Source organism: Sandaracinobacteroides sayramensis (genome assembly GCF_022014495.1).
Taxonomy (GTDB): Bacteria; Pseudomonadota; Alphaproteobacteria; order Sphingomonadales; family Sphingomonadaceae; genus Sandaracinobacteroides; species Sandaracinobacteroides sayramense.
This window is the reverse complement of the sequence record NZ_JAKLSQ010000003.1, coordinates 18,581-45,398: the sequence shown is the minus strand read 5'-3', so window position 1 is coordinate 45,398 and position 26,818 is coordinate 18,581. Positions and strand designations below refer to the sequence as shown.

Here is a 26,818-nt window from a genome sequence, read left to right as displayed (position 1 = left end):
GCCGCCCCGCTCTAAAGGCTCAGCCCCAGAGTGCAACCTCCGGCGGATCGACATCGCTGCCATGGAAGCAAAGGCCGTGCGGCCGATCCCTCGCCAGCAGCAACGGCCCGTCGAGATCGGCATAATGCCCTTGCGAGGCTGCCACAAAGGCCGGCGCCACCCCCAGCGAGGTTGAAAGCATGCACCCCGTCAACTGCCCCAGTCCGCGCAGCCGCGCCGCATGCGAAAGGGCCAGCGCCTCCGTCAGGCCGCCGCACTTGTCCAGCTTCACATTGATGAAGCGATAGCGGCCGACCACCTCCCCCAGTTCGGCCCGGCTTTGCAGGCTTTCGTCGGCCGCCAAGGGAATCGCTGGGCTCAAATGTCGGAGATCGCCATCCCGCCCGGCGGGCAAGGGCTGTTCCACCAACTCCACGCGATAAGGCAGAATTTCAGAACATATCTTTTCAATATCAATATTATTCCATGATTCATTCGCATCAGCTATAAGCCTCACATCCGGCGCGGCAGAGCGGACGGCGGCTATCCGCTCCACATCGCCTTCGCCTCCCAGCTTCAGCTTCAGCAACTCCCGCCCAGAGGCCTCACGGGCGGCATCGGCCATTTCGCCCGGCTCGCCCAGGCTGATGGTGTAGGCCGTCAACAACGGCTTCGGCGCCGGAAGCCCGGCCAGCTCCCAGAGACGTTTTCCCGCCTGTTTCGCTTCCAGATCCCAAAGCGCCGAATCGAGAGCGTTGCGCGCAGCGCCCGGAGGCATCAAATCCAGCAGCTGCACGCGGCCCGTGCCGTCGGCGATCGCACCGGCCATCGCCTGCAAGGCGGCAAGCGCCAGCTCCGGCGTGTCGCCCTTATAATAGATGGGCGTCCCCTCGCCTCTCCCCAGCAGCGCGCCGTCGCGGATTTCCGCCACGACCACGTCCACATGGTGTTTCGCGCCCCGCGCAATCACGAAGGGTCTGGCCGTTTCCCAGCGCTCGATGCGCGCAATCAACTCCCGCATGGCCTCCATGCCTAGCGCCCGGACGCCGGCGCCGCTAGGGAGAAGCCATGGGTCTTGTCAGTTGGGCCAAACGAACCTCCCACCGCCTCCGGCGGGATGCGCATATGCTGTGGATCGCCGCGCGCGATCCGCGCACGCCACTTGCCGCGAAGCTGGTGGGCGGGCTGATCGCCGCCTACGCCCTTTCCCCGATCGACTTCATCCCGGACTTCGTGCCGATACTGGGCCTTCTGGACGAATTGATCCTGGTGCCGATCGGGCTGGCGATCGCCGTGATGCTGGTGCCCAAGCCGCTGATGGCGGAATTCCGCGATGCGGCGGACGTGGCGGTCCAGCGTCCGGTCAGCCGGCTTGGGGCGGCGATCATCATCGCCCTTTGGGCCATTATCGGCACATTCATCGCGCTCCAGATATGGGCGCTGCGTTACTGGTAGGAGCAGCCCATGTCCGACGATCGCCCAGAAGAGCAGATCGAACTCGACCCGGTTGTGATCGTCGCGCGAATCACTACGCTGGAAATGCTCGTTCGCCAGATGATGGTGGTGCAGCTTCGCCTGCTGGCCGAGCGCGGCCACATCGAGTTGAACGCGGCCTATGTGCAGAGCCTGGCCGACGCCTACGCCGAGAAGGTGGACGAATCGACCATCATCGAAAGCAATTCCGCCGATGTGAACTACGCTTTCAAGCTGAATGTCCTGCACCAGCTTGAGCGCTTCTTCGACGAGATCGGCGCGCATCTGAAGGCCAACCCCTGAATCCCCGGCCGCGCCTGAACTGGGGCGGCCGGACAGGATCGTGTCAACGCCTCCGCGCGCATCTGGGCTTTGCATGGCGCAAACCGCCTGCTAAAGGCCCCCTCCACTTCTCGTGAGGCCCGATGGCGGAGTGGTGACGCAGCGGACTGCAAATCCGTGCACGCCGGTTCGATTCCGGCTCGGGCCTCCAAAATCCTGTCAGCCAGTGTATGCTGATGGTTGAAAAAAATCCCTGATTTCCGCTAGTTTAAGGTCATTCGCTGGTTGTCAGTGATGGCCTCTGTTTGCCTATAGCCGCAGATGATGGGGGCCTTTTTTGGGGGCCTCGCGAGGCCCCCGCAGAAGCGAGGCCCCCAAATGGCGCTGACCGACACCGCAATCCGAAACGCCAAGCCCAAAGAAAAGCCCTATAAAGTCACGGACGCGCAGGGGCTTTATCTGCTGGTCAATCCGAGGGGCAGCAAACTTTGGCGTGTGAAATATCGGATCAACGGCGTGGAGCGAAAGCTGGCGCTGGGGTCGTATCCTGAAATTACACTGGCCGAGGCGCGTTCGGCGCGTGATGCGGCGCGCAGGCAACTCGCCCATGCGGTCGATCCCAACGTCGCCAAGCGGCAGGCCCGGATTGAGGCGAGTATCCGCGCCAGCAACAGTTTCGCCACTGTGGCCGAGGAACTGATTGAGAAGAAGACACGCGAGGGACTGGCGGAGCCGACGCTGGAAAAGATGCGCTGGTTCGTGAAGCTGCTTGGCGGTGATTTCGGCAAGCGCCCCGTCACGGACATCACGCCGCAGGAATTGTTGCATGAACTGCGCAAGCATGAGCGGCGGGGCCGGTTGGAGACGGCGAATCTTCTCCGGGCGTTCGCCAGCCGCGTGTTTCGCTATGCCGTGGCGACAGCGCGGGCCGAGCGCGACCCGGCCCAACTGCTAATTGGCGCGCTGACGACAGCGAAGGTCAAGCATTTCCCCGCGATCACCGATCCGGTCGCTTTTGGCGCATTGCTCCGGGCCATCGAGGATTATCAGGGCGATCCTGCCGTAATGTATGCCCTGAAATTGACACCCCATGTTTTCCAGCGTCCGGGCGAAATCCGGCAGATGGAATGGACGGAGGTGGATTTTGATAAGGCGGTCTGGATCATCCCGGACGCAAAGATGAAGATGCGCCAGCCCCATTCGGTGCCGCTGTCCCGGCAGTCGCTGGCGATCCTCACCGATATGCGCTCCCTGTCCGGTTCCGGGCGATATGTGTTCCCGTCGATCAGGACACGGGCAAGGCCGATTAGCGATAACACGATCAACGCTGCCTTGCGGCGCATGGGCTATTCCAAGGACCAGATGACCGCGCACGGCTTCCGCACGTCAGCCTCCTCGTTGCTGAACGAATCCGGCAAATGGAACCCCGACGCCATTGAGCGGGCGCTGGCGCATATGGTCGCGGGTAGCGTGCGGCGCATCTACAACCAATCGGCCTATTGGCGAGAGCGCGTTGAAATGGCGCAATGGTGGAGCGACTATCTGGATGAACTGCGGGATGGAGGTAACGTCAATTTCCATCACGGAGGAGATCATCATGGATAATCAGAAGGAAACTCTCCCTCTTAGAGTTATTGCGGCTCGCTTTATCAGCACCAACGAGCAGGAAGGCTTAGATGAGATAGACCGTATCACAGCGGATATATATCGCCGCGTTTACTGGCAATATATGCGCTTTTGGTCCGCACTCACGGTAGCCGCGTTTGCTACTCTTATAACCTTGCTTCCGGGGATTGCCTTTACCTTTCTCGGCGTCAAGGGCGGCGACGTTGTGGCGCTAATAGGGTTGATCCCCTTTGGCCTTTTATTTGGGATTCTTTGCCGCTGGCGTATCCTCCAATATGGCGGCATGACCGCGCGCAAGCCACAAACAGCAATATACGCGGACCCTGATGACCCCACCGTGCGTAATCTGGAACGCTTCTTCGCGCTGCTGCAATTGGAAACCACGCCTCGCACGTTCTACCGGCTAAAGAACGGAGGGGTTTGCCATATCGACGAACGCTATTTCTTTGGCACCCTGCGCGCGGCGTTAGTGTCCAAGGAGAAGCCGTTTCGGGATATGTTCTTTTCTCCCGGCGGCGCGTGGTTTTCCCGCGAGCTTTTCATGGAAGCCGATGTTGCCGCTTTGATCGCGCAAGCCAAAGCCAAGCCGAATCGTGCGGGGCCGAAAAAGACATATGATTACACCGATGCGGTTATGTCCTTGATCGAGCATCCGGTGATTCGAAATATCGACCCGCGCAAACATGGCAGTAAGACCAAAATCGTCGGCCTTCTACGAGATTGGTATGTCGGAAAGCGACAGACATCTCCGAGTGACGAACGACTGGGCCATTATGCGTCGATGATTCAGGACGTCATTGTGAAAAATCGCGCGGCGGATTCCTGACTCCAATGTCGATAAATGGCGGAAATCAGCCATCGCGATTACGGAGTAATTACCGAGGAAGCCGCGTTACCGGCTGTTTCCGAGACTTTGGCACACCGTTGGAAATGTTCGCGAACGTCTGCAAATGGACGTGTCTCCCGAAGCGAATCGGCAAGCAAGGAGACGCACATGGAACCCGTTGCCATATCCATCAATGACACCGCCAAGGCGCTGGGCGTTGGAAGATCGTCAGTTTACGCGCTGATAAAGTCCGGTGGACTGGACGCCATCAAGATCGGCAGGCGAACCCTGCTGACCACCGAATCCATCCGGCGCTTGGCTCAATCCCGAACCGTCATCTGACCCGCAGGCGCTCCACGGCCCCAGCCTTTTGAGTTGGCGGGCCGCTCCGCGCCTGCGGCTCACCCCCCATCCCATGAACCCGAACAATCGTGAGATTCACGAGAGGAGTTTCTATGTCCATCATTCACCGTGTTCTGGACCGGATCGCCGATTGGCGCTGGACGGGTCGCAAGATCAATCTGCGCTTCGTCGCCGAATATCGCACCGCCTGTTTCGCCTTGCCGATCATCAACGCCATGCTGGCCGAGGATGAGGACGGCGTGACCTACCGCGCCGCGCTGACCGACTGGCGCAGGGCCGAACGCCCGCCGCTCGCCCTCTATCATGGCGAGACCAGCTTTTGCCGGATCGACGGCCCGCGCCAGTGGGTGAAGGATCGTTCCTTTCCACTGGGCGGGTTGATCCTCTCCCCCGGCGTTACCGCTCACCTTGACCCGTTCGAGGCGCGGGAACTGCAAGAGCATATGGAATGGGCCGTCGAGCAGGCCATCCGGCAATGGATCGCCGATCATGATCTTCACGACCTTGCCCCGGTCCCGGTGGAGTTCGACCGGCGCAAGGCAAACAGCAAAGCCAAGGCGAAAATCGCGGACTGGGCGGCGCGGCAGGAGCGGATTCGCCCGGTTGCCGATGACGACGCGGAAGGGCCGGATCATGGTTGAGCCGGAGCGCCGTAAGGCAAGGTTGTGGGGCTGCGATGCTACGCATCGAGCCAGCAATTCAGATACACACCTCACGCACGGGTGCATCCAGCTTTTCTGCGGGTTTGACGAGATGCTGATAGCATCTCCCCAAATGCAGCGGCGGAGAAATGGCGCAATTCCGCCATTTCATGCGATGGCTAATAGCATCTCGCCGGGAGCGGTGCGATGAGCGCCCGCGCCCAGACCGTGCGGCTCACCCCGCCGCAGCAGCGCGCCCTTGTCGCCTTCGCCAAGCAGCGCGGATTGAGCGAATACGCGATGCTCGCCCGTGTCGTGGACGCGGGCCTTGCGAGCCTCATTCACGGGACCGGCAACCAGATCGACACCCGCGAGATCGTTGCCGAACTGGCATCGGTCAGCACCCGCATTGTCGATGTTGAGCGGATGCTGGACCGGGCCTTGTTCACCGCCTGCGCCGCCTATTGCTACGCCCGCAGCGCGGCGCTGGGCGCGCGCACGAATGACGACACCATCACCGCCGAGATCAACGCGGCCTATGACCGCCAGCGGCGGCTTTCACAGGAGAAGCGCCGATGACCGCGCGCAGCCAACCCCATGACCGGCGCATCCATGCCGATGCCTTGCGCCAGCAATATCGCAAGAGCCAGTGGGACCGCTTCAAGCGGCATTGCGTCATCATGGCATCATCGGTCGCCCTGGGCGCGGTCGCCGTGCCCTATGTAATGCTGGACGAGGACCGCACGGACGCCATAGCCGCCTATGCCACGGCAAAGGCCAAGCTGGCCGTTACGTTCGGCAGGAACGCCGATGCTCCCATCAGCATTCGCTTCCAAGGCCAGACCCTTGACGGCAAGTCCGTCCGCGCGACCATCGCGCATCCCTATTATCGCCAGTCGGTCAACCTCACCCTGTCCTATATGATGCGCGGCGGCTGGCTGGGCTTTGCCGTGTGGCTGTCCGGCCTGTTCCTGTTTCATGGAGCCATGCGGCGGCGGCGCGAGCGCGCCTTGCAGGATCGCGTCATCACCGGAACACGGGTGATACCGGAGAAGAAGCTGGCGAAGCTGACCATCGGGAAAGCAGGTCCCCATGCACTCGCCATCGGCAAGGTGCCAATCCCCGCGAAGCTGGAAACCCGCCACATGGCGATGATCGGCACGACCGGCAGCGGCAAGACCACGGCCTTGCGGCAATTGCTCGACGGGATCGAGGCGCGCGGCGAGGCGGCGCTGGTCTATGACACCAGCGGTGAGTTCATCGCGCACTATTATAATCCGGCGCGCGGCGACGTGATCCTCAATCCCTTCGATGATCGCTGCGCCTTCTGGACGCCCTTTGCCGAGATCGCCCATCCCGCCGACGCGGCCCGCATCGCGCACCATTTCATCACCGACGCGCACGGCCAGCACGATAACGATGTATGGGTGGAGATCAGCCGCATCCTTGTCGCCAATATCCTTCGCGACCTCTGGAAGCAGGACAAGCCCACACAGGACAGGCCCTCATTGGCCGACCTGCTGACCATGTTGCAGAATATGACCAAGGAGGAATTGAAGGAACGGCTGAAAGGCACGTCGTCGGCCCGCACCTTCGCCGACGACGCCGACCGGGCAACGGGCAGCGTGTTGTTCATGCTCGCCAAGGCCGCTGACCTGATCCAGTTTCTCCGCGTCGAGGACAGCGGCGGCAAGCCCTTCGCCTTCCGCAATTTCATTCACGGGCTGGACAAACGCGAAGGCCCGCGCCCGTGGATATTCGTCCCCCGCAAGGAGGATTATTTCGAGGCGTCGAAACCCTTGCTCGCCTGCTGGCTGGAATGTGCGGCCAGCGCCGTGCTTGGGCTTCCCCCATCGCCCGACCGGCGCATCTGGTTCGTGCTGGACGAGCTGGCCGACTTGCCTCGCGTCGATAACCTTGCGCGGCTGCTGCCCGAAGGCCGCAAGTTCGGTGCGGGGGTCGTGCTGACCTTTCAGGCTTTGGGCCAGATGCAGAACCGCTATGGCCCGCAGATCGCGGAGTCGATGCTGGGCTGCTGCAACACCAAGCTGTTCCTGCAAACCATCGACGCGGAAACCCGGCAGTGGGCGAGCGATGCCATTGGCAGTCAGGAAGTCGAGATCCAGACCATGACCGACGCGCTGGCCGATGGGGACAACGACGCCCGCACCACCTTGGGCCGGATACGCAGGGACCGGCCCGCTGTGCTGGAAAGCGAATTGCGGCTTCCAGCCTATCAGGGGTATTTGCTGTTCCCCGATGGCCTGCCCGTAGCAAAGATCAGCTTGACCGCCGATCATGTCAAACGGCGCGGGCCTGCCCGCCAGCCCGGATTCGTCGCGGGCAAACCGGGCATGACGCTTTGGGAGCAAATGGGGCTGGCCCCACCGCAACCATCGCCGCCGCCTCCACCGCCCACCAGTCAGGGGCCGGTGTAATGGTCGCGTCCGTTTCCGCGCTCACCAGTTCGGCGCAGGCCGCCAGCTATTACGAGGCCGACGATTATTATTCGGAAGGCGGCTTGTCGCCTTCCGAATGGCAGGGCGCGGGCGCGGAGGCGCTGGGCCTGTCCGGCGAGGTGGACCGCGAGCAGTTCCGGGACTTGCTGGACGGCAGGATCGGCGATCAGCAGCTTGGCACCTATCGCGACGGCCAGCTTGAGCATCGCCCCGGCTGGGATGTGACCTTGAGCGCCCCCAAGTCGGTGTCGATCATGGCCGAGGTCGCGGGCGACCGGCGCTTGGTCGCGGCGCATGGCGAAGCGGTCAGAACCGCGATGGCCCATATAGAAAAGCACATGGCCGCCACCCGCATTCGTGACGGCGGCACCGTCGCCCGCGAGGCCACCGGCAATCTGATAATCGCCAGCTTCCAGCACGGCACCAGCCGCGCGCAAGACCCGCAGCTTCATACCCACAACGTCATCATGAACGCCACGCGGGACGGGGACGGCACATGGCGTAGTCTCGAACCCCGCGCCCTCTATCAGCTTCAAAAGCAGATCGGGGCGATCTACCGGCAGGAACTGGCCGTGAAGGTGCGCGAACTGGGCTATGAGATCGAGACGCAGAAAGAGTCCATGTTCGAGATCAAGGGCGTTTCCGGCGAGGTGATAGAGGCGTTCAGCACCCGCAGCGCCGAGATCGAGGCGGCGCTTGCCGAACGCGGCACGTCCCGCGAGGCCGCCAGCGCGTTGGAAAAGCAGGTTGCCGCGCTCGACACCCGCGAAGCCAAGGTCGCCGCCGATCATGCTTCCCTTGTCGCGGACTGGCGGGAGACGGCGAGCGGAGCCGGGTTCGGGCCGGAGGCGCGGCTGGCGATAGTTAGGGAGGCCGAAGCGAAAGCCGCCGATCCCGCCCACCGTGCCGCCATAGACATGCAGGGCGAGAGTGCCGCCGCCCGCGCCGTCGCCCATGCCGCCGACAAGCTGGGCGAACGGCAATCGGTGTTTTCCGCCGCCGCCTTGCAGGAGGAAGCGGGGCGTATCGGGCTGGGCAAGATCGGTTATGCCCAGATCGGGGCCGCCATCGAGGCCGCGGCCAAACAGGGCGACTTGATCGACCGGACCTTTCAGGACCGGCGCGGCGCGGAGTTCGCCGGATTCACCACCCGGCAGAATGTCGAAACCGAAGCGAAGATGTTGCGGATCGAGGCGGAGGGACGCGGCGCAATTTCCCCCATCGCGTCGGACCTTGCCGCCGCCAAGGCCATCGCCAGCGCCGCCGCGCAATCGGAGCGTGCGGGCCATAGCTGGAACGCCGACCAGCGCAGCGCGACCGAGCAGCTATTGACCAGCCGCAACCGCGTCACCGCCTTGCAGGGCTATGCTGGCACCGCCAAGACCACAACCGTTCTTGCAACCTTCTCCCGCGAGGCCGAAGCACGGGGCGTGTCCATCGTCGCGCTTGCGCCGACCGCATCGGCGGCGATGGTGCTGGGCGGAGCGCTGGACACGCGCGGCGATACCGTCGCCCGTCATCTGCTATCGCCGGAGCGGCCCGACCCCACACGCCCCGCCGTGTGGATCGTGGACGAGGCCTCCTTATTATCCGCCCGCGATACCGCGCGGCTGTTCGACCTGGCCGACAAGCATGATGCCCGCATCATCCTTGTCGGCGACGTGAAGCAGTTGGGTTCGGTCGAGGCAGGCGCGGCCTTCGCCCAGTTGCAGGGCGCGGGAATGGAAACCGCGAAGCTGGCCGAAATCGTGCGGCAGACCAACGCGGCGACGAAAGACGCGGTTCTGGCGTCCATCGAGGGGGACGCCAGAAAGGCGCTGGCCGCGCTGGATCGGGGCGGCGGCCGGATCATCGAAAGTGCCGACCGCTCGACACGCTTTGCCGCCATTGCCGAGCGATATGCGGCGCTGGACAAGGCCGGTCGCGCCCGCACTCTTGTTATAGAGCCGTCGCGCGAAGGGCGCGACGCCCTGACCGCCGATATTCGTGATGCCCTCACCAGATCGGGCGCGCTGACCGGCCCCGCCGTCGCCGTGGAGAGTCTTGCCAGCAAGGGGCTGACCCGCGCCGAGGCCCGCGATCCCCTAAATTACGACAAGGGCGATGTCGTCCTCTTCACCCGCGACTATGCCGATAAGGGTGTGACGCGGGGCGAAGCCTACAGGGTGGAGCGCATCGACCCGGCGAAAGCCGCGATAACCCTGAAATCGGAGGATGGGCGCGAGGTGGATTGGCGCTTGCGGCAATGGGGCGCGGGCAAGGTGCAGACCTTCACGCCGCAGCCGATGGACCTGAAAACCGGCGATGCCATCCGGTTCACCCGCAACGACCGCGAGGCGGGCCGGATCAACGGCGGGCGCGGCGAGGTGATCGCGGTGGACGAGCAGACCCGCACCGCCACCATCCAGACCCCGGACGGCAGGACCGAGGCGCTTAATCTCGATGCGGCCCGCGACCGGCATATTGTCCATGCCTATGTGGACACCATCTTCGCCACCCAAGGCCGCACCGCCGATCATGTAATGATCCATGCCGACAGCAAGGCGACCAACCTTGTCGATCAAAAGAGCTTCTATGTCGGGATTTCCCGCGCCAAGGAATCCGCCACCATCTTCACCAACGATCGCGGCAAGCTGGTATCCGCGATCAACGAGCGCGCCGGACAGGTGCAGACCGCCATCGCACCACAGGCCGTCATGCCGACGCCTGCCGCCGACAAGGCGGCGGGGGCCGGGCTGGGATGAAGATAGGGTTTGTCCGTCCTCCGACTTCTGTATAGCGTCGCCGAACGGCGCACGATGCAGGGGGAGGTGGCTATGGCCACGATTGCAGACATTCGCTTGAAGGAAACGGCGCATCCCGGCGGTTTCATCAAGCATGAGATCATCGAGCCGCTGGGTTTGTCCGTCACGGCGGCGGCGGACGTGCTGGGCGTGACGCGCGCGACGCTTTCATGCCTGCTCAATGAGCGCGCGAACCTGTCGCCGGAAATGGCGCTGCGTATCGAAAAGGCGTTCGGCGTGTCGATGGACACCCTCGTGCGGATGCAAAGCAGCTACGACATCGCGCAGACCCGCAAGCGTGAAGGCGAGATCAAGGTGATGCCGTTCAAAGGCAAGCCGGTAGAGCCGCACGTTGCGGCCTGATCGAACAAGAATTTTAAGTCTTCATAAGATAATGAAACAGGCGCGACGCGGCGCAGCAGGATATACTTTGAAGGTCGATGTTTAGAATGAAGGACTGGAGGCATCAGCACAGGGTCAAATGGGTGAACCATAAAACGCGACGGAATAATCGCCGTCCGCAATCGACGACTTCATTCCCGGTGATCGACCTTTTCGCAGGCCCCGGTGGGCTGGGCGAGGGTTTTGCGTCCGCACTCGCTCCCGATGGAAAGCCCCGTTTTCGCAGCGTGGTTTCCATCGAGAAGGATGACTTTTCCCATCAGACTCTCTTGCTTCGACATTTCTTCCGGCATTTCTCCAGCGGTGAAGCGCCGGACGAGTATTATGATTTTCTCGCCCGCCGCATTTCGCTGAACGAACTCTTTGCATCTTATCCTGACGCACATGCCGACGCTCAGCAAAGCGCATTGAAAATCACGCTGGGGCCAGATTCTGACTCCACAGTGCGGCGCGTAATCCGCGATCGGCTGGCGGGGGCCGAAAAATGGGCGCTTGTCGGCGGCCCGCCCTGCCAAGCGTATTCCCTTGTCGGACGCTCCCGCATGATGGGCAAGCCCGATTTCGAGCGGGACGAGCGCCACACCCTCTATCTCGAATATCTCCGCATTATCGTGGATCACCGCCCACCCGTCTTCGTCATGGAAAACGTGAAGGGGCTGCTTTCCGCCACCATCGAAGGCAAGTCCGCGATTAATCGGATCGTGGCGGACCTTTCGCAACCGGGACGTGCCATTCATGGCGCTCCGGGCGACCTCACCTACAAGCTCTATTCTCTGTCCGAGCAGGATATGGCGGAGGGCGAGGTTGATCCTCGCCTTTTCATCGTCCGCGCAGAGGAACACGGAATCCCTCAAGCGAGGCACCGGATGTTCATCGTCGGTATCCGTGGCGACCTTCCGGTCAGGCCGGGCATCCTGAAAAAGCTGGACAGCCCCACCGTAAAGGACACCATCAGTTCCCTTCCATCCATCCGCAGCGGCCTGTCCAGAGGGAAGGACACCTATGCCGCCTGGATGGAAGAAATCCGAAGCATTTCCGACATGAACATCCGCCGTCAGCTAAATGGCGCGCGCTATGCGGGCGACGTTGCCAGTAACCTCAGCTTAGAGAGTCTGGCCGATATGCGTTCACCGCAAATGAGCGCATCCGATCACTATCCATTACGCAAACCCAACCATCCCGTTCTCAGCAGTCTCTATGATGATCGGCTGCCCGTTCTCACTTCGCACGAAGCACGCGGACACATGGCATCTGACTTGCGGCGATACTTGTTTGCCGCGACATTTGCTCAGGAAACCGGGCAAAGCCCCAAACTGGCCGATTTTCCGGCGACGCTGCTACCCAACCATAAAAATGTAGAACTCGGTCGAACCGGCAAGATGTTCTCGGATCGCTTCCGGGTCCAGCTTGCCGATCAGGTTTCGACCACCATAACTTCGCATATCTCAAAGGATGGACACTACTTCATTCACTATGACCCGGCTCAGTGCCGGAGTCTGACCGTGCGAGAAGCTGCGCGGTTGCAGACATTCCCCGATAACTATTTTTTTGCTGGGCCGCGCACGGCTCAATATCATCAGGTCGGGAACGCCGTGCCGCCGCAACTCGCACGACAGATCGCGGAGATCGTCGCGGAAGTCCTTGCCGCTATCAAGGTTCGGCAGTGATGGCTGATACCATCTCCGCCGAGCGGCGTAGCCAGAATATGTCTCGCATCAGAAGCCGGGACACCAAGCCCGAGCTTCTGCTCCGTTCCGCGCTGCACAAGGCGGGATTCCGCTTTCGCCTCCACGCAGCGAAACTACCGGGGCGACCGGACATCGTTCTTCCGAAATACCATGCCGCCGTGTTCGTGCATGGCTGTTTCTGGCACCGTCATCCCGGTTGCAGAAACGCCACCACGCCATCGACGCGACGCGAGTTCTGGCAGGATAAATTTGACGCCAATGTGGAGCGCGACGCGAGAAACAGTGCTGCCCTGGAAGCCGCAGGCTGGAATGTTCTCACCGTATGGGAATGTGAACTGAAAGCCGATCCTGAGCAGGTCGTGCAGCGCCTTTCGGTTGCGCTGAGAGGGGATGACTGATGGCGAAGCCTTTTCATCTTCCGCCGAGCGCGGCCTCGCTTTCTGCCTCCCTGCGTGACCTCGGCTATTCGCTGGAAACGGCTGTTGCCGACCTGATCGACAACAGTATCTCCGCCGACGCGACCGACATCAGGATATTCTGCGTTGCCAGCGGGGACACGCCCGCCTTGGCGATCACGGACAACGGGCGCGGCATGAACGAGGCCGAGGTGATCGCCGCCATGCGTCACGGCTCAACCGATCCTCGGAAGGAGCGCAGCCCCAAAGACCTGGGCAGGTTCGGGCTTGGACTCAAGACGGCTTCGTTCTCCCAATGCCGCAGGCTGACCGTCATCAGCAGCCGGAATGGGGAACGCAGCGGCGCGGAATGGAATCTGACTAAGCTGGAGGACGTGGATGACTGGTTTGTTTCCGTTCTGGAACCGGACGAAATCGCAGACGAGCCTTTCATCGAAACCCTCGGGGACACCGGCACAATCGTCATCTGGCGCGATCTTGACCGTCTCTTCGAGGACGAGACAGGCCAGAAGCGCGATGAAATCGTCAATGAGAAGCTGAACCTCGTCGAGCGTCACCTCTCGCTGGTGTTTCATCGCTTCCTTTCCGGGGATGTCAGGGGCCGGAAGAAAATCTCAATCAGCATCAACGGGCATCCGGTTGCTGCCTTCGATCCCTTCTGCCGGAAGAATCCAGCAACGCAGATGCTGCCGGAAGAAACCGTCTGGATCGGCGACGCCGCCGTGGTGATGCAGCCCTACATTCTTCCGCATCACAGCCGTCTGTCTGCGTCGGAATATGACTTCTATCAGAACCGCAGCGATTTCATCTCCAACCAGGGAGCCTATGTCTATCGCAACGGGCGGCTCATGGCTTGGGGCGACTGGTTCCGGTTGGTCCCAAAGGGCGAACCCACCAAGCTTGCCAGAGTTCAGATCGACTTCTCTAACAGCTTGGACGAAGCTTGGACCATCGACATCAAGAAATCCCGCGCGCGTCCGCCCGTCGCCGTGCGCGAACGTCTGCGTCAGATCATTCAGAAGATCACCGCCCGCAGCGTCACCGTTCACCGGGGACGCGGAGTGAAGCTCTTTCAGGAGACGCAAGCTCCCGTCTGGGAGCGATACGCCGACCACGGTGGTATCCGATACGCCGTCAACATGCAGCATCCCCTGATTCAGTCGCTTACGGCAAAAATGTCATCGGACGACGCGCGCGGTTTTCAGGTGCTGATGGACTCGATAGCCGCATCGCTTCCGGTCGAGATGATCTATTCCGACTATTCCACCCACCCGCGAGAAGTCAGTCAAAGCCCGACCGATGAGATCGAGGTGATCGACCGGCTCAAGGGCCTGCATCATGCGATCTTCGGCGACGGCCCCGGCGATCCGCAGGCGTTCATGCAGGTCGTGCGCTCCACTCGACTCTTCGACGGGCAACTCGATACTGCCGAGAGATATTCAAGAGAGGCTTTTGCATGACTGCCGAATCTGCGCAGGAGAAGAATCTTACCAACGCCCTGATTTCGGCTCTTGCGCTTCTGCCCGACATCCCGACGCAGGAGCAGGTCGAGGAAAAGGCGCAGAGCCTCGCGGCTCTGTTCGGCTATGATGGGGATTTGCGGAACGTCGTCGGGCAGGCAATGATTTCCGTTGTGACCAGCATGGGCGCGGGCGTGTCTCTCGTGGACGTTGCCGCGCAACATGACGATCAGTGGGTCCACAAGCGCGACGACATAAGCTGGACCTATTCGAGCGCCTATGAGGAATTTCTCCGGCAGGACGGTTGGCCTCCCCAGATGGTCCAGTCCCTCAGTGACGTCACGGGCCGGATTCTGGGACATCTGCAAGATCCGACCAGCGAAGGGACCACTTGGGACCGGAGGGGCTTGGTCATCGGCCATGTCCAGTCCGGTAAGACTGCGAATTACACGGGGCTGATCGCCCGCGCCGCCGACGCGGGCTACAAGTTCATCATCGTCATTGCCGGCATCCACAACAATCTGCGCAAGCAGACGCAGGAGCGCATCGACGAGGCGTTCATCGGCCGGTCAAGTGACCCTAATGACCGCCGGAATATCGGCGTCGGGACAGCGCCGGGTTATCCGCACCCTGCGACGCTCACCAATATCAACGAGGATTTCAACAAGAAATCGGACGAAAAGAGCGGCTGGAAGATCAACGATTTCAGCAAGCCGATCATCCTTGTCATCAAGAAAAACGTCACCACGCTCAGCGCGCTTCACAAATGGTTGAAGGAACTCAATGCCTCGGGTGACGGGCGAATTTCCGATGTGCCGATGCTGATGATCGACGACGAAGCCGATAATGCGTCGATCAATACCAACAAAGAGGACTTGGACCCGACCCGCACGAACGCGATGATCCGTCGGATTCTCAGCCTGTTCGCCAAGTCTTGTTATATTGGCTATACGGCGACGCCGTTTGCCAACATCTTCATCAATCCAGAAGCCTATGACGAGGATGTAAGAAACGAGCTTTTTCCAAGTGATTTCATCTACTGCTTGGACGCGCCGACAACATATTTCGGTGCGGAGAAGGTTTTTCTCAACGACGATACAAGTTCCACAATCGTCAAACCCATCGACGATTGCGAAGACCTGCTGCCCTATTCGCACAAGCGGGAATATGAGGTTCCCGAGCTACCGCCCAGCCTTTACCGGGCCTTGAACGAGTTCATTGTCGCTCGGGCTATTCGCAACCTTCGTGGGCAAGCGAAGAAACATTGCTCAATGATGGTCAATGTCTCCCGCTTCGTGGCGGTTCAGAAAACAGTCCGGGATTTTATCAGCCTCCGGGAGAAGAAGATCAGCGAGGCCGTAAAGGCGAACTACATGATGCCGGAATCGGTTTCCTCCCAGAACACATACATGCGGGAACTTCGGGAAACCTATGATTCCGAGTTCAGCGATGCTGGATTTTCGTGGGAACAGGTCAAGGCCGCATTGAACGGCGTTTTCGATCATCTTCACGTCTACGTCATCAACAGCAAGAGTGACGAGGTTCTCGACTACACGAAATATGAGAAGGAAGGTGTCGGGCTGACTGCCATCGCCATCGGCGGCCTGAGCCTATCACGCGGTCTGACCATCGAAGGTCTGACCAACAGCTACATGTATCGGAATACCCGGATGTATGACACGCTCATGCAGATGGGCCGCTGGTTCGGGTATCGTCCGAATTTCGAGGACCTATGCCGCGTCCATCTCTCCAGGGATTCCATCAACTGGTATGCTCATATCGCCAACGCGGCGGAGGAATTGACGCAGCAGGTCAAGCGAATGCGCCGGGACGGCCTCAGTCCGAGGCAATTCGGCCTATACGTCATGGCCCACCCCGACCGGCTTCTGATTACCGCGACGAACAAGATGAGGGCGGGTGAGAAGGTTACGTTCCGGCAGAATTTCAGCGGGCGAATGCTCGAAAGCTACATCGTGTCCACGGACGCTGACGTGAACGCTGGGAATTTCACACTGATAGAGCGCGCATGGCAGGGCGGATTCGGCGGTAGGGAAGTTGAGCCAACCACCAAAGGTTTCATTCTCCGCGATGTTTCCGTGGAGCAGATCGAAGATTTTCTCCTGAAATTCGAGGCCCACAGCAATTTCGCGGATCGCAAGGCGGACATCATCGCCTATCTGCGGACGCTGGCGGAGCGGCACCCGGTCGGAGATGTGCTGCTCATCTCGCCTCGCGGCGGAAACGAAGAACCTTTCACCCTGAACAATCAGGTTCGAGCGGTCGAAAGGCTGTCGGGAACAGCCTGGCAGTTGAACAAGGATCGTGTCGCCTCGCGGGGCGACGAGAAACTGGGCCTCACCGACGACGAGCAGGCAAAGGCCGCAACATTGGCGGCTTCCGGCCCGAAGCCGGTCGAACCTTCGGACACGCATTACAGGGAAATCCGAAACAAGCCTCTCCTGATGATCCACAGCTTGCAACCGGGCGACGGAACCCGAGTGATGGGGCCAATTGCCGCCTTCGGCGTCAGCTTCCCGCCCGGACACTACGACACGGAAATCGAAGTCGTGGCGAACCAGGTATGGTTGGAGCAGATGCAGGGGAATCCCGACGACCCCGACGACGAAGAGGATTACGATGCCTGAGCCATCGCCTTGGGATGACATCGGCATTCCAGAAGCGGGCTACCATGTGAAGCTTGTTCCCGGAACGATGGCTGTCCCCTGTTATTGGGGGCGGGATGCTTCCGGTGCTTGCCTGTTCATCATGGAACTTGAAGGCGACCATGCCGCCGAGTTTCGGAAGAACGCCGTCCGGGTCAACGGTATCGGAACGGATCTACGAACCGAAGGCGGCCAGCAACGACTTGTGCTGACACTGGAAAAACAGGTCGACCGCGATCTTTTCGAGGGGTTGTGCCGGACACTCACCGGATCACTTGAAAATGCCGGAACCTCAGCCGTTTCGCTGGCGATAGCTCTTGCGCACCTGAAACGGTGGAAAACCTTCATGTCCGGTCGCGGCCAGCACCTGTCCGCCGAGGAGGTCCGGGGTCTGTTCGCCGAACTTGTCTTTCTGCTGGAATTGCTTGGCCATCGCCCGGCAGCGTCCGCCGTCGATTCATGGATGGGACCGGAAAAATCGCATCAGGATTTCATCTTTGGGAATACCTCCATCGAGGTGAAATCGCTATCGGGAGCCGAAAGAAACACGGTCCGCATCTCTTCTGAGGATCAACTCGAATCCCTGAATGACATGCTCTACCTCCGTATCTATCGGTTGAGTGATCTTCCAGACTCTCCCGCCGCCCGCTCCCTGAATCAGATCATTCTGGAGGTGCAGCGGGCGCTCGACGACGCGCAGGCGGTCGAAGCGTTCGACCGCAAGCTGGTGGCCCATTCCTATGCACCACTTCCCGAATATGACGAGCCGCGTTTCGTTGTCAGTGAGGTCCGCACATATTGCGTCGAAGGCGATTTTCCCCGTTTGGTCCGGTCGCAGATACCGGCAGGCGTCGGGCGCATCGGTTATGATATAAGATTGGAAAGTATCGAGCCGTATAGTTGCAGCGGAGATGTTGTTTTCGGAGCGGTTGATGGAACAGACGGTTGAAGAATTCTTTCATGGCTTCCGGCAGGAAATGCTGGCCGATGCAGAGGCCGGAAGCACCTATCAGCTTGAAGCGTTCATGGACTCCGTTTCCAATGAACTTGTCGAAACCGGCTTCGTCGAAGGCTTCGAACATTGCCATTACCGCGCTCCAAAGGGGATGCGTGTGGATGGATACTGGTTCAATGACGAAGGTGCCGTTGACATATTCATTGCCGATTTCGACTGCCGCAGGGAACTTGAAACGCTCACCCGGACGGATGTTGACGCCATCTTCAAGCGGGTGATGAACTTCTTCGAGGCGAGCCTTGACGGATCGCTGGAACCGGACGTGACCACCCCGGAATATGGCCTCGTTCGGCAGATCGCCGACCGTCGCGCCGCGATCCGACAGGTCAATTTCTTCCTCGTTTCAGAGCGCGTCCTCAGCGACCGCTTTCAGGCTTTCCCGGACAACACCATTGGCGGCATTCGAGCCACCCATCATATCTGGGACATTGCCCGGTTTCAGCGCCAGTTAGCGGCGGCGGGCTGAATGACTCCATGTTGCGCGGTATCGAGACTCGACGTGGCGTTGCTGACTTAGCGTTGCGAGCAGACCTGCCGTGGCGGCAGTGCCGCCGCAGCAGGTCTGCCCCGCAATCACAGCCGCATTCGCATTGATGTGCCTTTCAGTGCAAAACGGTGTGACCGTTGAAAGAGCCGATCAATGATGGCGTCGGCAAGGTGCGGCGCGTCGAGATAGTCGTGCCACTCCTCAGGGGCCAGCTGACCCATAACAATGGTCGATCCTGCGTCTATCCTGCCTTCTAACAGTTCGAGTAAATCCTCCTTGGCGCGGAGGGTGATCGGCGCGATCCCAAAATCGTCCAAGATCAACAACGATGCTGAGATCAGGGAATGGCGCAGCTTGCTGATCGAGCCATCGATGTGCGCCAGCGCCATCTGTTCGAGAATCGGATTGGTGCGAACGTAGCGAACCGACAGGCCGCAATCTATCGCTGCCGCCCCGAATGCGGAACCGAGAAATGACTTCCCGGAGCCGGCCGGGCCGGTGATCAGTACGTTGTCGCAGCGTCGGATCCACCCGCAGGTCAGCAATTCCGCTACATAGGCGCGATCAAGGCCGCGTTGGGCCTCGAAGTTGATCTCACGCGGGTCAGCCACAATCTTGAACTTGGCTTGCCGCAGAAGCCGTCGACGTGTCCGATGGTCGCGTTCGTGCTCCTCCATAGCGGCAAGATGGTCGAGCCGTTCCTCGAACGGCATCGCCGAAAACGCGGATGAGCCCAACTGCTGATCAAAGGCTTTCACCATGCCTGCGAGGTGTAGCGACACAAGTCGCTCTCTTGTGCTGTACATCGCCTTACCCCTTCTTGCCAAAGTAGCGAGCGCCCCGAACGTTCCGCTGAGGCTTTGGCGGCGCCGCCTGGGCCAAAGGCTCCGGCATCGAGGACTCAATGCCTTTGTCGAGCGCGTTGCGGACGTGATCGAACCTAAGGTCCTGGAAGCTGTTAGCCCGCCGGCAGGCTTGCTCGAATCTTTGCCGTCCGTGGATTCTCGGCAGGTTCTGTATCCATGCAATGCGCTGGCGCCGCTGGATCTCAGGAAGTTCGGTCCGCATGACTTCAACTTCGGCCAGCTTTTCGACGTCGGCCGTGTAGCGTTTTGCCCATTCCATGAGGTCTGTCTGGGAGGCAAAGGAGTGGCTTGGTGGCCGATGTTGGTCGTTCGTGATCCTGCAGTTAAGCGAATAGGCTCTCGTGTGGACGGCAACCGAGAGCCCATCAACAAACAGCTCGACGAGGCTCCCGGTAGCCCGCACGTCTGCGTTTTGGCCGACAAGCCGATGCGGGACGGAATAGTAGTTGGATTTGTACTCGACGTGATAGTCCTTCGCGATCTTGCGGGAGACCGTCGGCTCACGCAGTTCGAACCGCTGTGCGGGGAGCGGTTTCAGGTGCATCCGTTCTTCAGCCTCAAACAATGACCGACGCGAATGTCCGTTCGCGCGCCTCATCGGCCGATTGTTCAACTGCTCCACGATGTCGTCGAGCACGCGCTGCATCTCGTCGATTTCGAGCAGCGGCCGCTGGGATAGGCGAATACCGAGCAGCCGCTGCACCAACTTAACGGAATTCTCGACTGCCGATTTGTCCTGCGGTCGGCCGGGACGTGCCGGTACCACTGCAGCACCATAGTGGTCAGCAAAGGCCTGGTATTGTTCCTGCAGCCTCGGCGGCCCGTACTTGGGCCTTGAGATCACCGCCGCTTTCAGATTGTCGGGAACCAGGATGGCCGGCACGCCACCATAATAGTGCAACGCTCGCTGATTGCCTTCGATATGGTCGCCGACGGTTTCGCTGCGAACGATCGCGGCGGCAATCAGCCGCGAAAACGGTAGGGCTGCAACGAAGAGCTTAAATTTTCGGCGCTCGTGCCCGCCGTTTTCTCGACCCTCCGGCATATAGCCTGCATAGTCAGTTTGATTGGCGTAGCCTGGGACATGATCAAGACGCAATATCGGATCAAGTGCTTGCAGGTGAAGGCGAAGGTGCTCACAATACGTGCGGTAAGCCATCGCACAATCTTCACCTACCCGACCCACGTAGATCGCGTGGGTTTCCAGCCTGTTGAGGCCAGAACGAATGGCCCGAACCTCGTCGTCCCAATCTGGCAACGCTGTACCCCTCAATGCGGGCCTACGGCGGCGGATGAAACTATCCAGTTGCTGGTCAGTCATTAGATCAAGCTGCGTGGAGGTGATCTCCTTCTCCTCCAGGATCCTGCGCCAATTACGCACGGTATTGTGTGACATGCCTCTCTGTTCGGCGATGAAGTTGGGCGAATGGTTTGTGGTAAGAATCTGCCGTAGAACGGCCCTCAGGTTCGATTGCACGATATTACTCCTCCGGGCGGCCAGGGCGCGCCCTTCCAATTCCGGGACAGCGTCCCAGCTTGACATCTGCCGGTGATGCGAGGAGAAGGTCGGTGTAAGGTTTGGACCTTCGTTGCCGGGCTTCGATGTTGTCGCATCGAAGCCCGTCGCATTTTCCAGCTCGAAATGTTCGGCTTCTGGCGGATGAACTCCGCGAATGGTCGAGCTTTATGGCATGTCCTTCTCCTTCCCAGTTTGGCGGGCGGCGATGAGCCAGTCGGCTACATCCGTGCTCAGCGCGAATGAACCGCGGCGGGCCGGCAGCGTAAATATGTTGAGGCTGATGCGGCCCTGACGACGTGCCTGGCGAAAAGCCGCCGCGTTGCTGTAGCCGAGCGCCCGCACCAAATCCGCTCCGCCTACGACCGGACCATAAAGTTCGAGGAACTCCGCTCGCAGTCGGCCATGCGTATCGGCGAGGTGGGCATGATTGTTTGCCTTGCTTTCGGTCATGTGCGCTCTCCGCTGCTCGGTTGCGCCTGGTTGCGCCCGGATTTCGATTCGCTAAAACCCGAACCGAAATGTTGATTTTCTGTACCCCATGAATCCCGGGGAGAAGCCGGCGCGCGGACGACGGAAGACCGCCGAGGTGCGGCGACTGCGGACTCGCATTTGGTACCGCTCCGTCGAGTTGGGGCTGGGAGTTTCGTCCTCCTATGCCGTGGAGCGCCGCCTGGAACCAGACAAGGTCAAGGCCGGACCCGATGGGGTGTTTCGGCCCCGCAAGTGGGACAAATACAAAGCGGGCAAGAGTGTCCCGATTGATCGAGACGATGATGACAATTCCGTCAATCTGGCCGAAGCCGCGGCAGCTGGCACAGCCCGCTGGTTCAGAAGCCCGATCTGGAATGCCCTGGAAGGAAAATTGACTCGCGGTGATGTCGAGGCCGCCCTCTGGGCTCACGAGCTTCTGCGCCCCATTCTATTCGAGCAGCATTGGGCGCCCGCTTGGGAACTCGCCGAGCTCGACGACATAGCAGTAGCGGCCATCGGGCGAATTGACGGGCTGGATCTGCTGGAGTTGACGCTCCTCTATCTCGAGCTTTCGCAAACGATCAATTCACATGACCTGCGCATAAAGGCGATTGATCTCTACTTTGGCAATTTGCGACGCATTTCGGAGATACCGGCGCTCGATACAAATTTTGGTCATCTCTTTGACGCGATCGGCAATCGCTACAGGCAATGGCTGTTTGTCCGCTCGACGCGTAAGCTCGATGTATTCTTCCCCTGGCGATCGGAACTGCCGGACAAGGCGCACTTGTTTCCCTCTGCACCCGGGATCCTCGATTGGACCGAGTGACCCGGCGCAGGAAATCGAGATTGAGGTGCCGGCCAATTAGGCGCTGATCAGATGCATGCCGAGTGTCTGATAAAATACGACATAATCTGCTTTTCAGCTTCGCCAGAGGGGCACATGGACAACCGCAATTCGACGACCTAGGTTTTCGACCATGCGAGGGATATGCATTCGTCCAGTGTCGCCATCAGATCAGGCGAAGTTCGTTAAGTTTCTTAACAAGGTCGGAGGATATGACGAGGTCTCGCGTCTCAACAGGGAGTTTCTCGCTATCCGCGCCGCAGGGCACAAGGCGAAGATCGTTCGCAACCCAGAGACCAAAAAATACTCGGTCCAGATCGACGACTCATAATATTTGCTACTTGGCACCGCGGCGATCCGAGAAGCGGCGCTCAACGGGCCCCTCCTCCACAACGTTCAGATGCTCTGATCTACTCTGATACGTGCGCGCATGTGCCCCATCATAATCGAGATGCTCAATGCGCCGGCCACTTTCGTTCAGCAGGAAGAACTGACGCCGATCCGAATAGGTTTGGAGGTAGAGGCTGGCACCTTGGACCTCTTCCACCCCATTGTCCTGAAGCGCGAAGAGCGTTTCGGCCAGCACATCAGCAAATTCCGCTATCGTGTATCGACCGCCGAGTGTGATCTTCATACGTCGCCATATCCCAGACCCAGAAAGCCGGGCCTTGGTAACATCCGCGACTGAGTCCGAATGCGCCGCCGTCTTTGGGCGAAGCCTTGGACATGCACGACGGCGACCCGGCCAGAACCTGGCCAAGCCTCAGTCGCGCGTCGGGGTTACCAAGCCCCACTGCAGCCATGTGCGCCGCAGCAACGGTCTTATTGCAGCCTGATGCTATGATGTCATCAGTCCAGCTGCCTTGGCAGTTGTTGCGAATTGCAGCGAATTTGCGTCGGAGCGGCAGAGCGGACTGACTCTGGGCAGGATGTCGACAATTTGCAGGCAGTGGAGCGGCAAAGCATGGCGCCTATTGCGCCTCCCTGATATTTCGATATATCCGGAATTATGGATTCAAAGAACGCACTCGACGCCCTTGCGGCCCTCTCTCAGGAGACGAGGCTCGACGCATTTCGACTGCTTGTGCGCCACGAGCCTGACGGTTTGCCGGCGGGCGAGATTGCCCGCGATCTTCAGGTGCCGGCCAACACTCTTTCTACCCACCTGGCCATTCTTTCGCGAGCCGGTCTCGTCACATCCGAACGGCATAGTCGCGTCATCCAATACCGCGCTGATGTCGATGGCTTGCGGGCGCTGATGTTGTTTCTTGCCAAAGACTGCTGCCAGGGGCGCCCCGAGCTTTGCGAGCCGCTGTTGGCAGAACTCACCTGCTGCTGATGGAGTGAAGCATGTCCGATAAGCCGTTTAATGTTCTCTTTCTGTGCACCGGCAATTCTGCTCGTTCCATACTGGCTGAAAGCGCCTTGCGGAAAAACGGGGGCGATCGGTTCCGCGCCTTCTCGGCCGGCAGTTTTCCCAAAGGAGTGGTTCATCCCGAAACGATCCGGCTGCTCAAGGGTCTAGACTATCCGACCGAGGGGTTGCGCTCGAAGAGCTGGGACGAGTTTTCCGGCCCCGACGCACCCAAAATGGATTTCATCTTCACCGTTTGCGACGACGCTGCAGGGGAAAGTTGCCCCGTCTGGGCGGGCCATCCGATGACCGCCCATTGGGGTATAGAGGACCCATCACGAGTTGAAGGCAGTGAGATAGAGCGTGTGCAGGCGTTCGCGACGGCGCTTCGATATCTCGAGAACCGCATCAGCCTGCTGTTGGCCCTGCCGATCGACAAGCTGCAGGCATCAACGCTGCACGCCAAGATAAATGAAATCGGAAAGGCTGAGGGCGCGTCTTCGCCGCGCGTGAGTGCTGCGTGATGGCGACCGATATCATCGTCTATCACAACCCCGAGTGCGGAACGTCGCGCAACACGCTCGGTCTCATCCGTAACGCCGGGATTGAGCCGCATGTCATCGAGTATCTGAAGACCCCGCCGTCACGGACGCTGCTGGAAAGCCTGATCGAGCGGGCCGGCATTACGCCCCGCGACCTGCTGCGGGAGAAGGGGACACCCTATGCGGACCTCAACCTTGGCAACCCCGAACTTACTGACAAACAGCTGATCGACGCCATGATGGCGCACCCGATCCTCATCAACCGACCGCTCGTCGTCTCGCCATTGGGTGTGAAGCTGTGCCGTCCGTCAGAGGAAGTGCTCGACCTACTGCCAGCGCCACAGCAGGGCGCGTTCACCAAGGAAGACGGCGAACAAGTCATCGACGCCGATGGTAATCGTTTGGAGCCTGGGCAACCATGAGCAGTTCTGCCCGCGCACGTCTCTCCTTCCTCGATCGCTATCTGACGCTGTGGATTTTCCTCGCAATGGCGGCGGGCGTCGCCCTTGGCGCGCTGTTTCCGGCGCTGCCGGCAACGATCGACAGCTTCAGCATCGGCACCACCAACCTGCCTATCGCCGTCGGGCTCATCCTGATGATGTATCCGCCTCTCGCCCGGGTTCGCTATGAGGAACTGCCCCTGGTGTTCCGCGACAAGCGCATTCTGGCCATCTCGCTCGTCCAAAACTGGATCATCGGCCCGGTGCTGATGTTCGCGCTCGCCGTCATCTTCCTGCGCGATCACCCCGAATACATGACCGGGCTGATCCTTATCGGCCTCGCCCGCTGCATCGCGATGGTGATTGTCTGGAACCAGCTGGCGAAGGGTGATAACCAGTATGTAGCGGCATTGGTCGCGTTCAACTCGCTGTTCCAGATCCTCTTCTTCAGTATTTACGCCTGGTTCTTCCTCGCGTTCCTGCCGCCGCTGCTGGGGCTGGAAGGCAGTGTCATCGACATCAGCTTCTGGACCATTGCACAGGCGGTCCTCATTTATCTCGGCATCCCATTCGCTGCCGGCTTCCTAACCCGACGCGTGTTGGTCGCACGCAAGGGCAACGACTGGTATGAACAGCGCTTCCTTACAAAGATCGGCCCCGTCACGCTGCTGGCGCTGCTGTTCACGATCGTCGCCATGTTCAGCCTGAAGGGTCAGGATATCCTGACCCTGCCGGGTGACGCGATCCGCATCGCCATCCCGCTCGTCATCTATTTCGTTGTCCAGTTCCTCATCAGCTTCTGGATGGGGAAACTGATCGAGGCGGATTATCCCCGCACGTCCGCCGTTGCGTTCACAGCAGCCGGCAACAATTTCGAGCTGGCAATTGCCGTTGCCATCGCGGCCTTTGGCCTTGCATCGCCGGTCGCCTTTGCAGCCGTCATCGGCCCGCTTGTCGAGGTGCCGGTGCTGATCCTGTTGGTGAACGTCGCCTTCTGGCTGGGCCGCCGATGGTTCCCCGCTACCACGCCCAGCCTTTCCGCCAAGGATATTGCATGAGCCGTTTGCGTACACTTCCGGACCCCGATCATTTTCCGGCTCTGAGGCCCGAGTATGTGCACCGCCTGCCTGCGCTGGGTCTTGGCGAACTCGACCCACCACCGCGCATCCTGCTACTCTACGGCTCGCTGCGGGATCGTTCGTTCTCGCGGCTCGCCGTGGAGGAGGCTGCGCGACTGCTGCAACTGTTTAGTTGCGAGACGCGCATCTTCGATCCATCCGACCTCCCGCCCCCCGATCTCATCGCCTACGATGATCATCCAGCGGTCCACGAACTGCGCGAGCATTCGATCTGGTCGGAAGGCCAGGTTTGGTGCAGCCCGGAACGCCATGGGCAGATCACCGGCATCATGAAGGCGCAAATCGATCATCTGCCGCTTGCTATGAAGGGGGTTCGACCAACGCAGGGCCGAACGCTTGCGGTCATGCAGGTCAATGCCGGTTCGCAGTCGTTCAACAGCGTCAATAATCTGCGCATCCTCGGCCGCTGGATGCGGATGGTCACCATTCCCAACCAGTCCAGCGTCGCCAAGGCCTACGATGAGTTCGACGGCAACGGGCGCATGAAGCCGTCCAGCTATTATGACCGGATCGTCGATGTGATGGAGGAGCTTGTGCGGTTCACAGTGTTGCTGCGGCCGCATGCTGTCCAGATGGTTGATCGTTACTCCGAAAGGAAAGACAGGAATGAACCGGTGGATACACCGGTTGAGTTCGCGAAATTGGCTCGTTCGTAGCCGCTACTGACGGTTGGCATCTGGCCCATTTGTCCACTGAGCCTTGCTTAAAACTGTGTCGGCTATACAGAAGATAGGGTTCGGGAGGATGGTGTCGCAATAGCGACGACGGCCGCCTTGGCCGATGAGTGAGTTGAACACCTGTTTTCCACCCATAGTCTATGTATACCGTTCGCAAAATGGGAGAGCGCGCCATGGAGGCCGATGTTGGCGGTCAGAATTACCGGACAAGGCGCACTTGTTTCCTGCCGAACCGTGGCTGCTCGATTGGACCGAGTGACCCTGCGCAGGAAACCGAGATGGAGGTGAAAGCTACATGGCGCTGATCAGTTGTAGCCCAACTTCCTGACAAACTGCGGTATAAGCAGTATCGAAGGTCGTCAGGCGACCGTATGGACAATCGCAATTGGACGCCAGGCGC

General features: G+C 60.2%; 27 protein-coding genes and 1 tRNA gene. 23 read left to right on the top strand and 5 right to left on the bottom strand.

Annotated elements, in window-relative coordinates; translation table 11 throughout:
- Positions 1 to 19: 19 nt before the first annotated feature.
- Positions 20 to 1,000 carry an N-acetyl-D-Glu racemase DgcA gene (dgcA, locus tag L6Q21_RS03075; protein ID WP_237829042.1) on the bottom strand — a complete coding sequence of 327 codons (981 nt, stop codon included), beginning with the start codon at positions 998 to 1,000 and terminating at the stop codon, positions 20 to 22.
- Between the two features lie 104 nt (positions 1,001 to 1,104).
- Here dgcA and L6Q21_RS03070 point away from each other — a divergent pair, with 104 nt between their 5' ends.
- The 17 genes from L6Q21_RS03070 (at position 1,105) to L6Q21_RS02990 (ending at position 18,542) form a co-directional block, all read left to right on the top strand.
- Positions 1,105 to 1,434, top strand: coding sequence for a YkvA family protein (locus L6Q21_RS03070; protein WP_237829041.1), 330 nt, complete (start codon positions 1,105 to 1,107; stop codon positions 1,432 to 1,434).
- Between the two features lie 9 nt (positions 1,435 to 1,443).
- The gene (locus L6Q21_RS03065) at positions 1,444 to 1,755 is read left to right on the top strand and encodes a hypothetical protein (RefSeq protein WP_237829040.1); all 312 of its coding nucleotides are present in this window, start codon (positions 1,444 to 1,446) and stop codon (positions 1,753 to 1,755) included.
- A gap of 116 nt (positions 1,756 to 1,871) precedes the next feature.
- Positions 1,872 to 1,945: transfer RNA gene (locus tag L6Q21_RS03060), tRNA-Cys, on the top strand.
- Positions 1,946 to 2,112: 167 nt separating this feature from the next.
- Entirely contained in the window at positions 2,113 to 3,339 is a 1,227-nt protein-coding gene (locus L6Q21_RS03055) for a tyrosine-type recombinase/integrase (protein WP_237829038.1), read from the top strand.
- Positions 3,332 to 4,186, top strand: a complete 855-nt coding sequence (locus L6Q21_RS03050; RefSeq protein WP_237829036.1) for a hypothetical protein — start codon at positions 3,332 to 3,334, stop codon at positions 4,184 to 4,186. The genes L6Q21_RS03055 and L6Q21_RS03050 overlap by 8 nt, the downstream gene beginning before the upstream one ends.
- Before the next feature lie 168 nt (positions 4,187 to 4,354).
- On the top strand, positions 4,355 to 4,528 hold the full coding sequence (locus tag L6Q21_RS03045; RefSeq protein WP_237829035.1) for a helix-turn-helix domain-containing protein: 174 nt from the start codon (positions 4,355 to 4,357) through the stop codon (positions 4,526 to 4,528).
- 113 nt (positions 4,529 to 4,641) lie between these two features.
- Positions 4,642 to 5,190 carry a hypothetical protein gene (locus L6Q21_RS03040; RefSeq protein WP_237829034.1) on the top strand — a complete coding sequence of 183 codons (549 nt, stop codon included), beginning with the start codon at positions 4,642 to 4,644 and terminating at the stop codon, positions 5,188 to 5,190.
- Positions 5,191 to 5,397: 207 nt separating this feature from the next.
- On the top strand, positions 5,398 to 5,769 hold the full coding sequence (locus L6Q21_RS03035; protein WP_237829033.1) for a hypothetical protein: 372 nt from the start codon (positions 5,398 to 5,400) through the stop codon (positions 5,767 to 5,769).
- Positions 5,766 to 7,628 (top strand): type IV secretion system DNA-binding domain-containing protein, encoded by a 1,863-nt coding sequence (locus L6Q21_RS03030; protein WP_237829032.1) that lies wholly within the window; start codon positions 5,766 to 5,768, stop codon positions 7,626 to 7,628. Before L6Q21_RS03035 ends, L6Q21_RS03030 begins: the two co-directional genes overlap by 4 nt.
- Positions 7,628 to 10,393, top strand: a complete 2,766-nt coding sequence (gene mobF, locus L6Q21_RS03025) for a MobF family relaxase (RefSeq protein ID WP_237829031.1) — start codon at positions 7,628 to 7,630, stop codon at positions 10,391 to 10,393. The genes L6Q21_RS03030 and mobF overlap by 1 nt, the downstream gene beginning before the upstream one ends.
- Before the next feature lie 72 nt (positions 10,394 to 10,465).
- Positions 10,466 to 10,795 (top strand): HigA family addiction module antitoxin, encoded by a 330-nt coding sequence (locus L6Q21_RS03020; protein ID WP_237829030.1) that lies wholly within the window; start codon positions 10,466 to 10,468, stop codon positions 10,793 to 10,795.
- An 86-nt stretch (positions 10,796 to 10,881) separates the two neighbouring features.
- A complete protein-coding gene (locus L6Q21_RS03015; RefSeq protein WP_237829028.1) occupies positions 10,882 to 12,501 on the top strand; it encodes a DNA cytosine methyltransferase in 1,620 nt (539 codons plus the stop codon).
- A complete protein-coding gene (locus tag L6Q21_RS03010) occupies positions 12,501 to 12,920 on the top strand; it encodes a very short patch repair endonuclease (RefSeq protein WP_237829026.1) in 420 nt (139 codons plus the stop codon). Before L6Q21_RS03015 ends, L6Q21_RS03010 begins: the two co-directional genes overlap by 1 nt.
- Positions 12,920 to 14,398, top strand: coding sequence for an ATP-binding protein (locus L6Q21_RS03005; protein WP_237829025.1), 1,479 nt, complete (start codon positions 12,920 to 12,922; stop codon positions 14,396 to 14,398). Before L6Q21_RS03010 ends, L6Q21_RS03005 begins: the two co-directional genes overlap by 1 nt.
- A complete protein-coding gene (locus tag L6Q21_RS03000; protein WP_237829024.1) occupies positions 14,395 to 17,043 on the top strand; it encodes a Z1 domain-containing protein in 2,649 nt (882 codons plus the stop codon). The genes L6Q21_RS03005 and L6Q21_RS03000 overlap by 4 nt, the downstream gene beginning before the upstream one ends.
- Positions 17,036 to 18,010, top strand: a complete 975-nt coding sequence (locus L6Q21_RS02995) for a PD-(D/E)XK motif protein (protein WP_237829023.1) — start codon at positions 17,036 to 17,038, stop codon at positions 18,008 to 18,010. Before L6Q21_RS03000 ends, L6Q21_RS02995 begins: the two co-directional genes overlap by 8 nt.
- Positions 17,994 to 18,542: a hypothetical protein gene (locus tag L6Q21_RS02990; protein ID WP_237829022.1), complete on the top strand. Its 549-nt coding sequence runs from the start codon at positions 17,994 to 17,996 to the stop codon at positions 18,540 to 18,542. Before L6Q21_RS02995 ends, L6Q21_RS02990 begins: the two co-directional genes overlap by 17 nt.
- 107 nt (positions 18,543 to 18,649) lie before the next feature.
- On the opposite strand, the gene istB is transcribed toward L6Q21_RS02990, so the two are convergent.
- The 3 genes from istB to L6Q21_RS02975 form a co-directional block, all read right to left on the bottom strand.
- On the bottom strand, positions 18,650 to 19,369 hold the full coding sequence (gene istB / locus L6Q21_RS02985; protein ID WP_237829021.1) for an IS21-like element helper ATPase IstB: 720 nt from the start codon (positions 19,367 to 19,369) through the stop codon (positions 18,650 to 18,652).
- A gap of 4 nt (positions 19,370 to 19,373) precedes the next feature.
- Positions 19,374 to 20,906 (bottom strand): IS21 family transposase, encoded by a 1,533-nt coding sequence (gene istA / locus L6Q21_RS02980; RefSeq protein WP_199553283.1) that lies wholly within the window; start codon positions 20,904 to 20,906, stop codon positions 19,374 to 19,376.
- Positions 20,907 to 21,113: 207 nt separating this feature from the next.
- Entirely contained in the window at positions 21,114 to 21,398 is a 285-nt protein-coding gene (locus L6Q21_RS02975; RefSeq protein WP_199553282.1) for a hypothetical protein, read from the bottom strand.
- 208 nt (positions 21,399 to 21,606) lie between these two features.
- Here L6Q21_RS02975 and L6Q21_RS02970 point away from each other — a divergent pair, with 208 nt between their 5' ends.
- Positions 21,607 to 22,248: a hypothetical protein gene (locus tag L6Q21_RS02970; RefSeq protein WP_237829020.1), complete on the top strand. Its 642-nt coding sequence runs from the start codon at positions 21,607 to 21,609 to the stop codon at positions 22,246 to 22,248.
- Positions 22,249 to 22,603: 355 nt separating this feature from the next.
- Here L6Q21_RS02970 and L6Q21_RS02965 read toward each other — a convergent pair whose 3' ends face one another.
- Positions 22,604 to 22,900: a hypothetical protein gene (locus tag L6Q21_RS02965; protein WP_237829019.1), complete on the bottom strand. Its 297-nt coding sequence runs from the start codon at positions 22,898 to 22,900 to the stop codon at positions 22,604 to 22,606.
- 375 nt (positions 22,901 to 23,275) lie between these two features.
- On the opposite strand from L6Q21_RS02965, the gene L6Q21_RS02960 reads away from it, so the two are divergent.
- The 5 genes from L6Q21_RS02960 to arsH are packed head-to-tail and all read left to right on the top strand — an operon-like array spanning position 23,276 to position 26,397.
- Positions 23,276 to 23,605: an ArsR/SmtB family transcription factor gene (locus tag L6Q21_RS02960; RefSeq protein ID WP_199553279.1), complete on the top strand. Its 330-nt coding sequence runs from the start codon at positions 23,276 to 23,278 to the stop codon at positions 23,603 to 23,605.
- An 11-nt stretch (positions 23,606 to 23,616) separates the two neighbouring features.
- Positions 23,617 to 24,144, top strand: coding sequence for an arsenate reductase ArsC (locus L6Q21_RS02955; protein ID WP_237829018.1), 528 nt, complete (start codon positions 23,617 to 23,619; stop codon positions 24,142 to 24,144).
- The gene (gene arsC, locus L6Q21_RS02950) at positions 24,144 to 24,584 is read left to right on the top strand and encodes an arsenate reductase (glutaredoxin) (protein WP_199553278.1); all 441 of its coding nucleotides are present in this window, start codon (positions 24,144 to 24,146) and stop codon (positions 24,582 to 24,584) included. The genes L6Q21_RS02955 and arsC overlap by 1 nt, the downstream gene beginning before the upstream one ends.
- Complete coding sequence (gene arsB, locus L6Q21_RS02945; protein ID WP_199553277.1) at positions 24,581 to 25,660, top strand: ACR3 family arsenite efflux transporter; 1,080 nt, start codon at positions 24,581 to 24,583, stop codon at positions 25,658 to 25,660. The genes arsC and arsB overlap by 4 nt, the downstream gene beginning before the upstream one ends.
- A complete protein-coding gene (gene arsH / locus L6Q21_RS02940; RefSeq protein ID WP_237829017.1) occupies positions 25,657 to 26,397 on the top strand; it encodes an arsenical resistance protein ArsH in 741 nt (246 codons plus the stop codon). Before arsB ends, arsH begins: the two co-directional genes overlap by 4 nt.
- The last annotated feature ends 421 nt before the right edge of the window (positions 26,398 to 26,818 follow it).

What these genes read in the sequence shown, in the direction of transcription:
- dgcA (WP_237829042.1), bottom strand. Translation starts at nt 1,000, where the DNA reads ATGCGGGAGTTGATTGCGCGCATCGAGCGCTGGGAAACGGCCAGACCC.
- L6Q21_RS03070 (WP_237829041.1), top strand. Translation starts at nt 1,105, where the DNA reads ATGCTGTGGATCGCCGCGCGCGATCCGCGCACGCCACTTGCCGCGAAG.
- L6Q21_RS03065 (WP_237829040.1), top strand. Translation starts at nt 1,444, where the DNA reads ATGTCCGACGATCGCCCAGAAGAGCAGATCGAACTCGACCCGGTTGTG.
- L6Q21_RS03055 (WP_237829038.1), top strand. Translation starts at nt 2,113, where the DNA reads ATGGCGCTGACCGACACCGCAATCCGAAACGCCAAGCCCAAAGAAAAG.
- L6Q21_RS03050 (WP_237829036.1), top strand. Translation starts at nt 3,332, where the DNA reads ATGGATAATCAGAAGGAAACTCTCCCTCTTAGAGTTATTGCGGCTCGC.
- L6Q21_RS03045 (WP_237829035.1), top strand. Translation starts at nt 4,355, where the DNA reads ATGGAACCCGTTGCCATATCCATCAATGACACCGCCAAGGCGCTGGGC.
- L6Q21_RS03040 (WP_237829034.1), top strand. Translation starts at nt 4,642, where the DNA reads ATGTCCATCATTCACCGTGTTCTGGACCGGATCGCCGATTGGCGCTGG.
- L6Q21_RS03035 (WP_237829033.1), top strand. Translation starts at nt 5,398, where the DNA reads ATGAGCGCCCGCGCCCAGACCGTGCGGCTCACCCCGCCGCAGCAGCGC.
- L6Q21_RS03030 (WP_237829032.1), top strand. Translation starts at nt 5,766, where the DNA reads ATGACCGCGCGCAGCCAACCCCATGACCGGCGCATCCATGCCGATGCC.
- mobF (WP_237829031.1), top strand. Translation starts at nt 7,628, where the DNA reads ATGGTCGCGTCCGTTTCCGCGCTCACCAGTTCGGCGCAGGCCGCCAGC.
- L6Q21_RS03020 (WP_237829030.1), top strand. Translation starts at nt 10,466, where the DNA reads ATGGCCACGATTGCAGACATTCGCTTGAAGGAAACGGCGCATCCCGGC.
- L6Q21_RS03015 (WP_237829028.1), top strand. Translation starts at nt 10,882, where the DNA reads ATGAAGGACTGGAGGCATCAGCACAGGGTCAAATGGGTGAACCATAAA.
- L6Q21_RS03010 (WP_237829026.1), top strand. Translation starts at nt 12,501, where the DNA reads ATGGCTGATACCATCTCCGCCGAGCGGCGTAGCCAGAATATGTCTCGC.
- L6Q21_RS03005 (WP_237829025.1), top strand. Translation starts at nt 12,920, where the DNA reads ATGGCGAAGCCTTTTCATCTTCCGCCGAGCGCGGCCTCGCTTTCTGCC.
- L6Q21_RS03000 (WP_237829024.1), top strand. Translation starts at nt 14,395, where the DNA reads ATGACTGCCGAATCTGCGCAGGAGAAGAATCTTACCAACGCCCTGATT.
- L6Q21_RS02995 (WP_237829023.1), top strand. Translation starts at nt 17,036, where the DNA reads ATGCCTGAGCCATCGCCTTGGGATGACATCGGCATTCCAGAAGCGGGC.
- L6Q21_RS02990 (WP_237829022.1), top strand. Translation starts at nt 17,994, where the DNA reads ATGGAACAGACGGTTGAAGAATTCTTTCATGGCTTCCGGCAGGAAATG.
- istB (WP_237829021.1), bottom strand. Translation starts at nt 19,369, where the DNA reads ATGTACAGCACAAGAGAGCGACTTGTGTCGCTACACCTCGCAGGCATG.
- L6Q21_RS02975 (WP_199553282.1), bottom strand. Translation starts at nt 21,398, where the DNA reads ATGACCGAAAGCAAGGCAAACAATCATGCCCACCTCGCCGATACGCAT.
- L6Q21_RS02965 (WP_237829019.1), bottom strand. Translation starts at nt 22,900, where the DNA reads ATGAAGATCACACTCGGCGGTCGATACACGATAGCGGAATTTGCTGAT.
- L6Q21_RS02960 (WP_199553279.1), top strand. Translation starts at nt 23,276, where the DNA reads ATGGATTCAAAGAACGCACTCGACGCCCTTGCGGCCCTCTCTCAGGAG.
- L6Q21_RS02955 (WP_237829018.1), top strand. Translation starts at nt 23,617, where the DNA reads ATGTCCGATAAGCCGTTTAATGTTCTCTTTCTGTGCACCGGCAATTCT.
- arsC (WP_199553278.1), top strand. Translation starts at nt 24,144, where the DNA reads ATGGCGACCGATATCATCGTCTATCACAACCCCGAGTGCGGAACGTCG.
- arsB (WP_199553277.1), top strand. Translation starts at nt 24,581, where the DNA reads ATGAGCAGTTCTGCCCGCGCACGTCTCTCCTTCCTCGATCGCTATCTG.
- arsH (WP_237829017.1), top strand. Translation starts at nt 25,657, where the DNA reads ATGAGCCGTTTGCGTACACTTCCGGACCCCGATCATTTTCCGGCTCTG.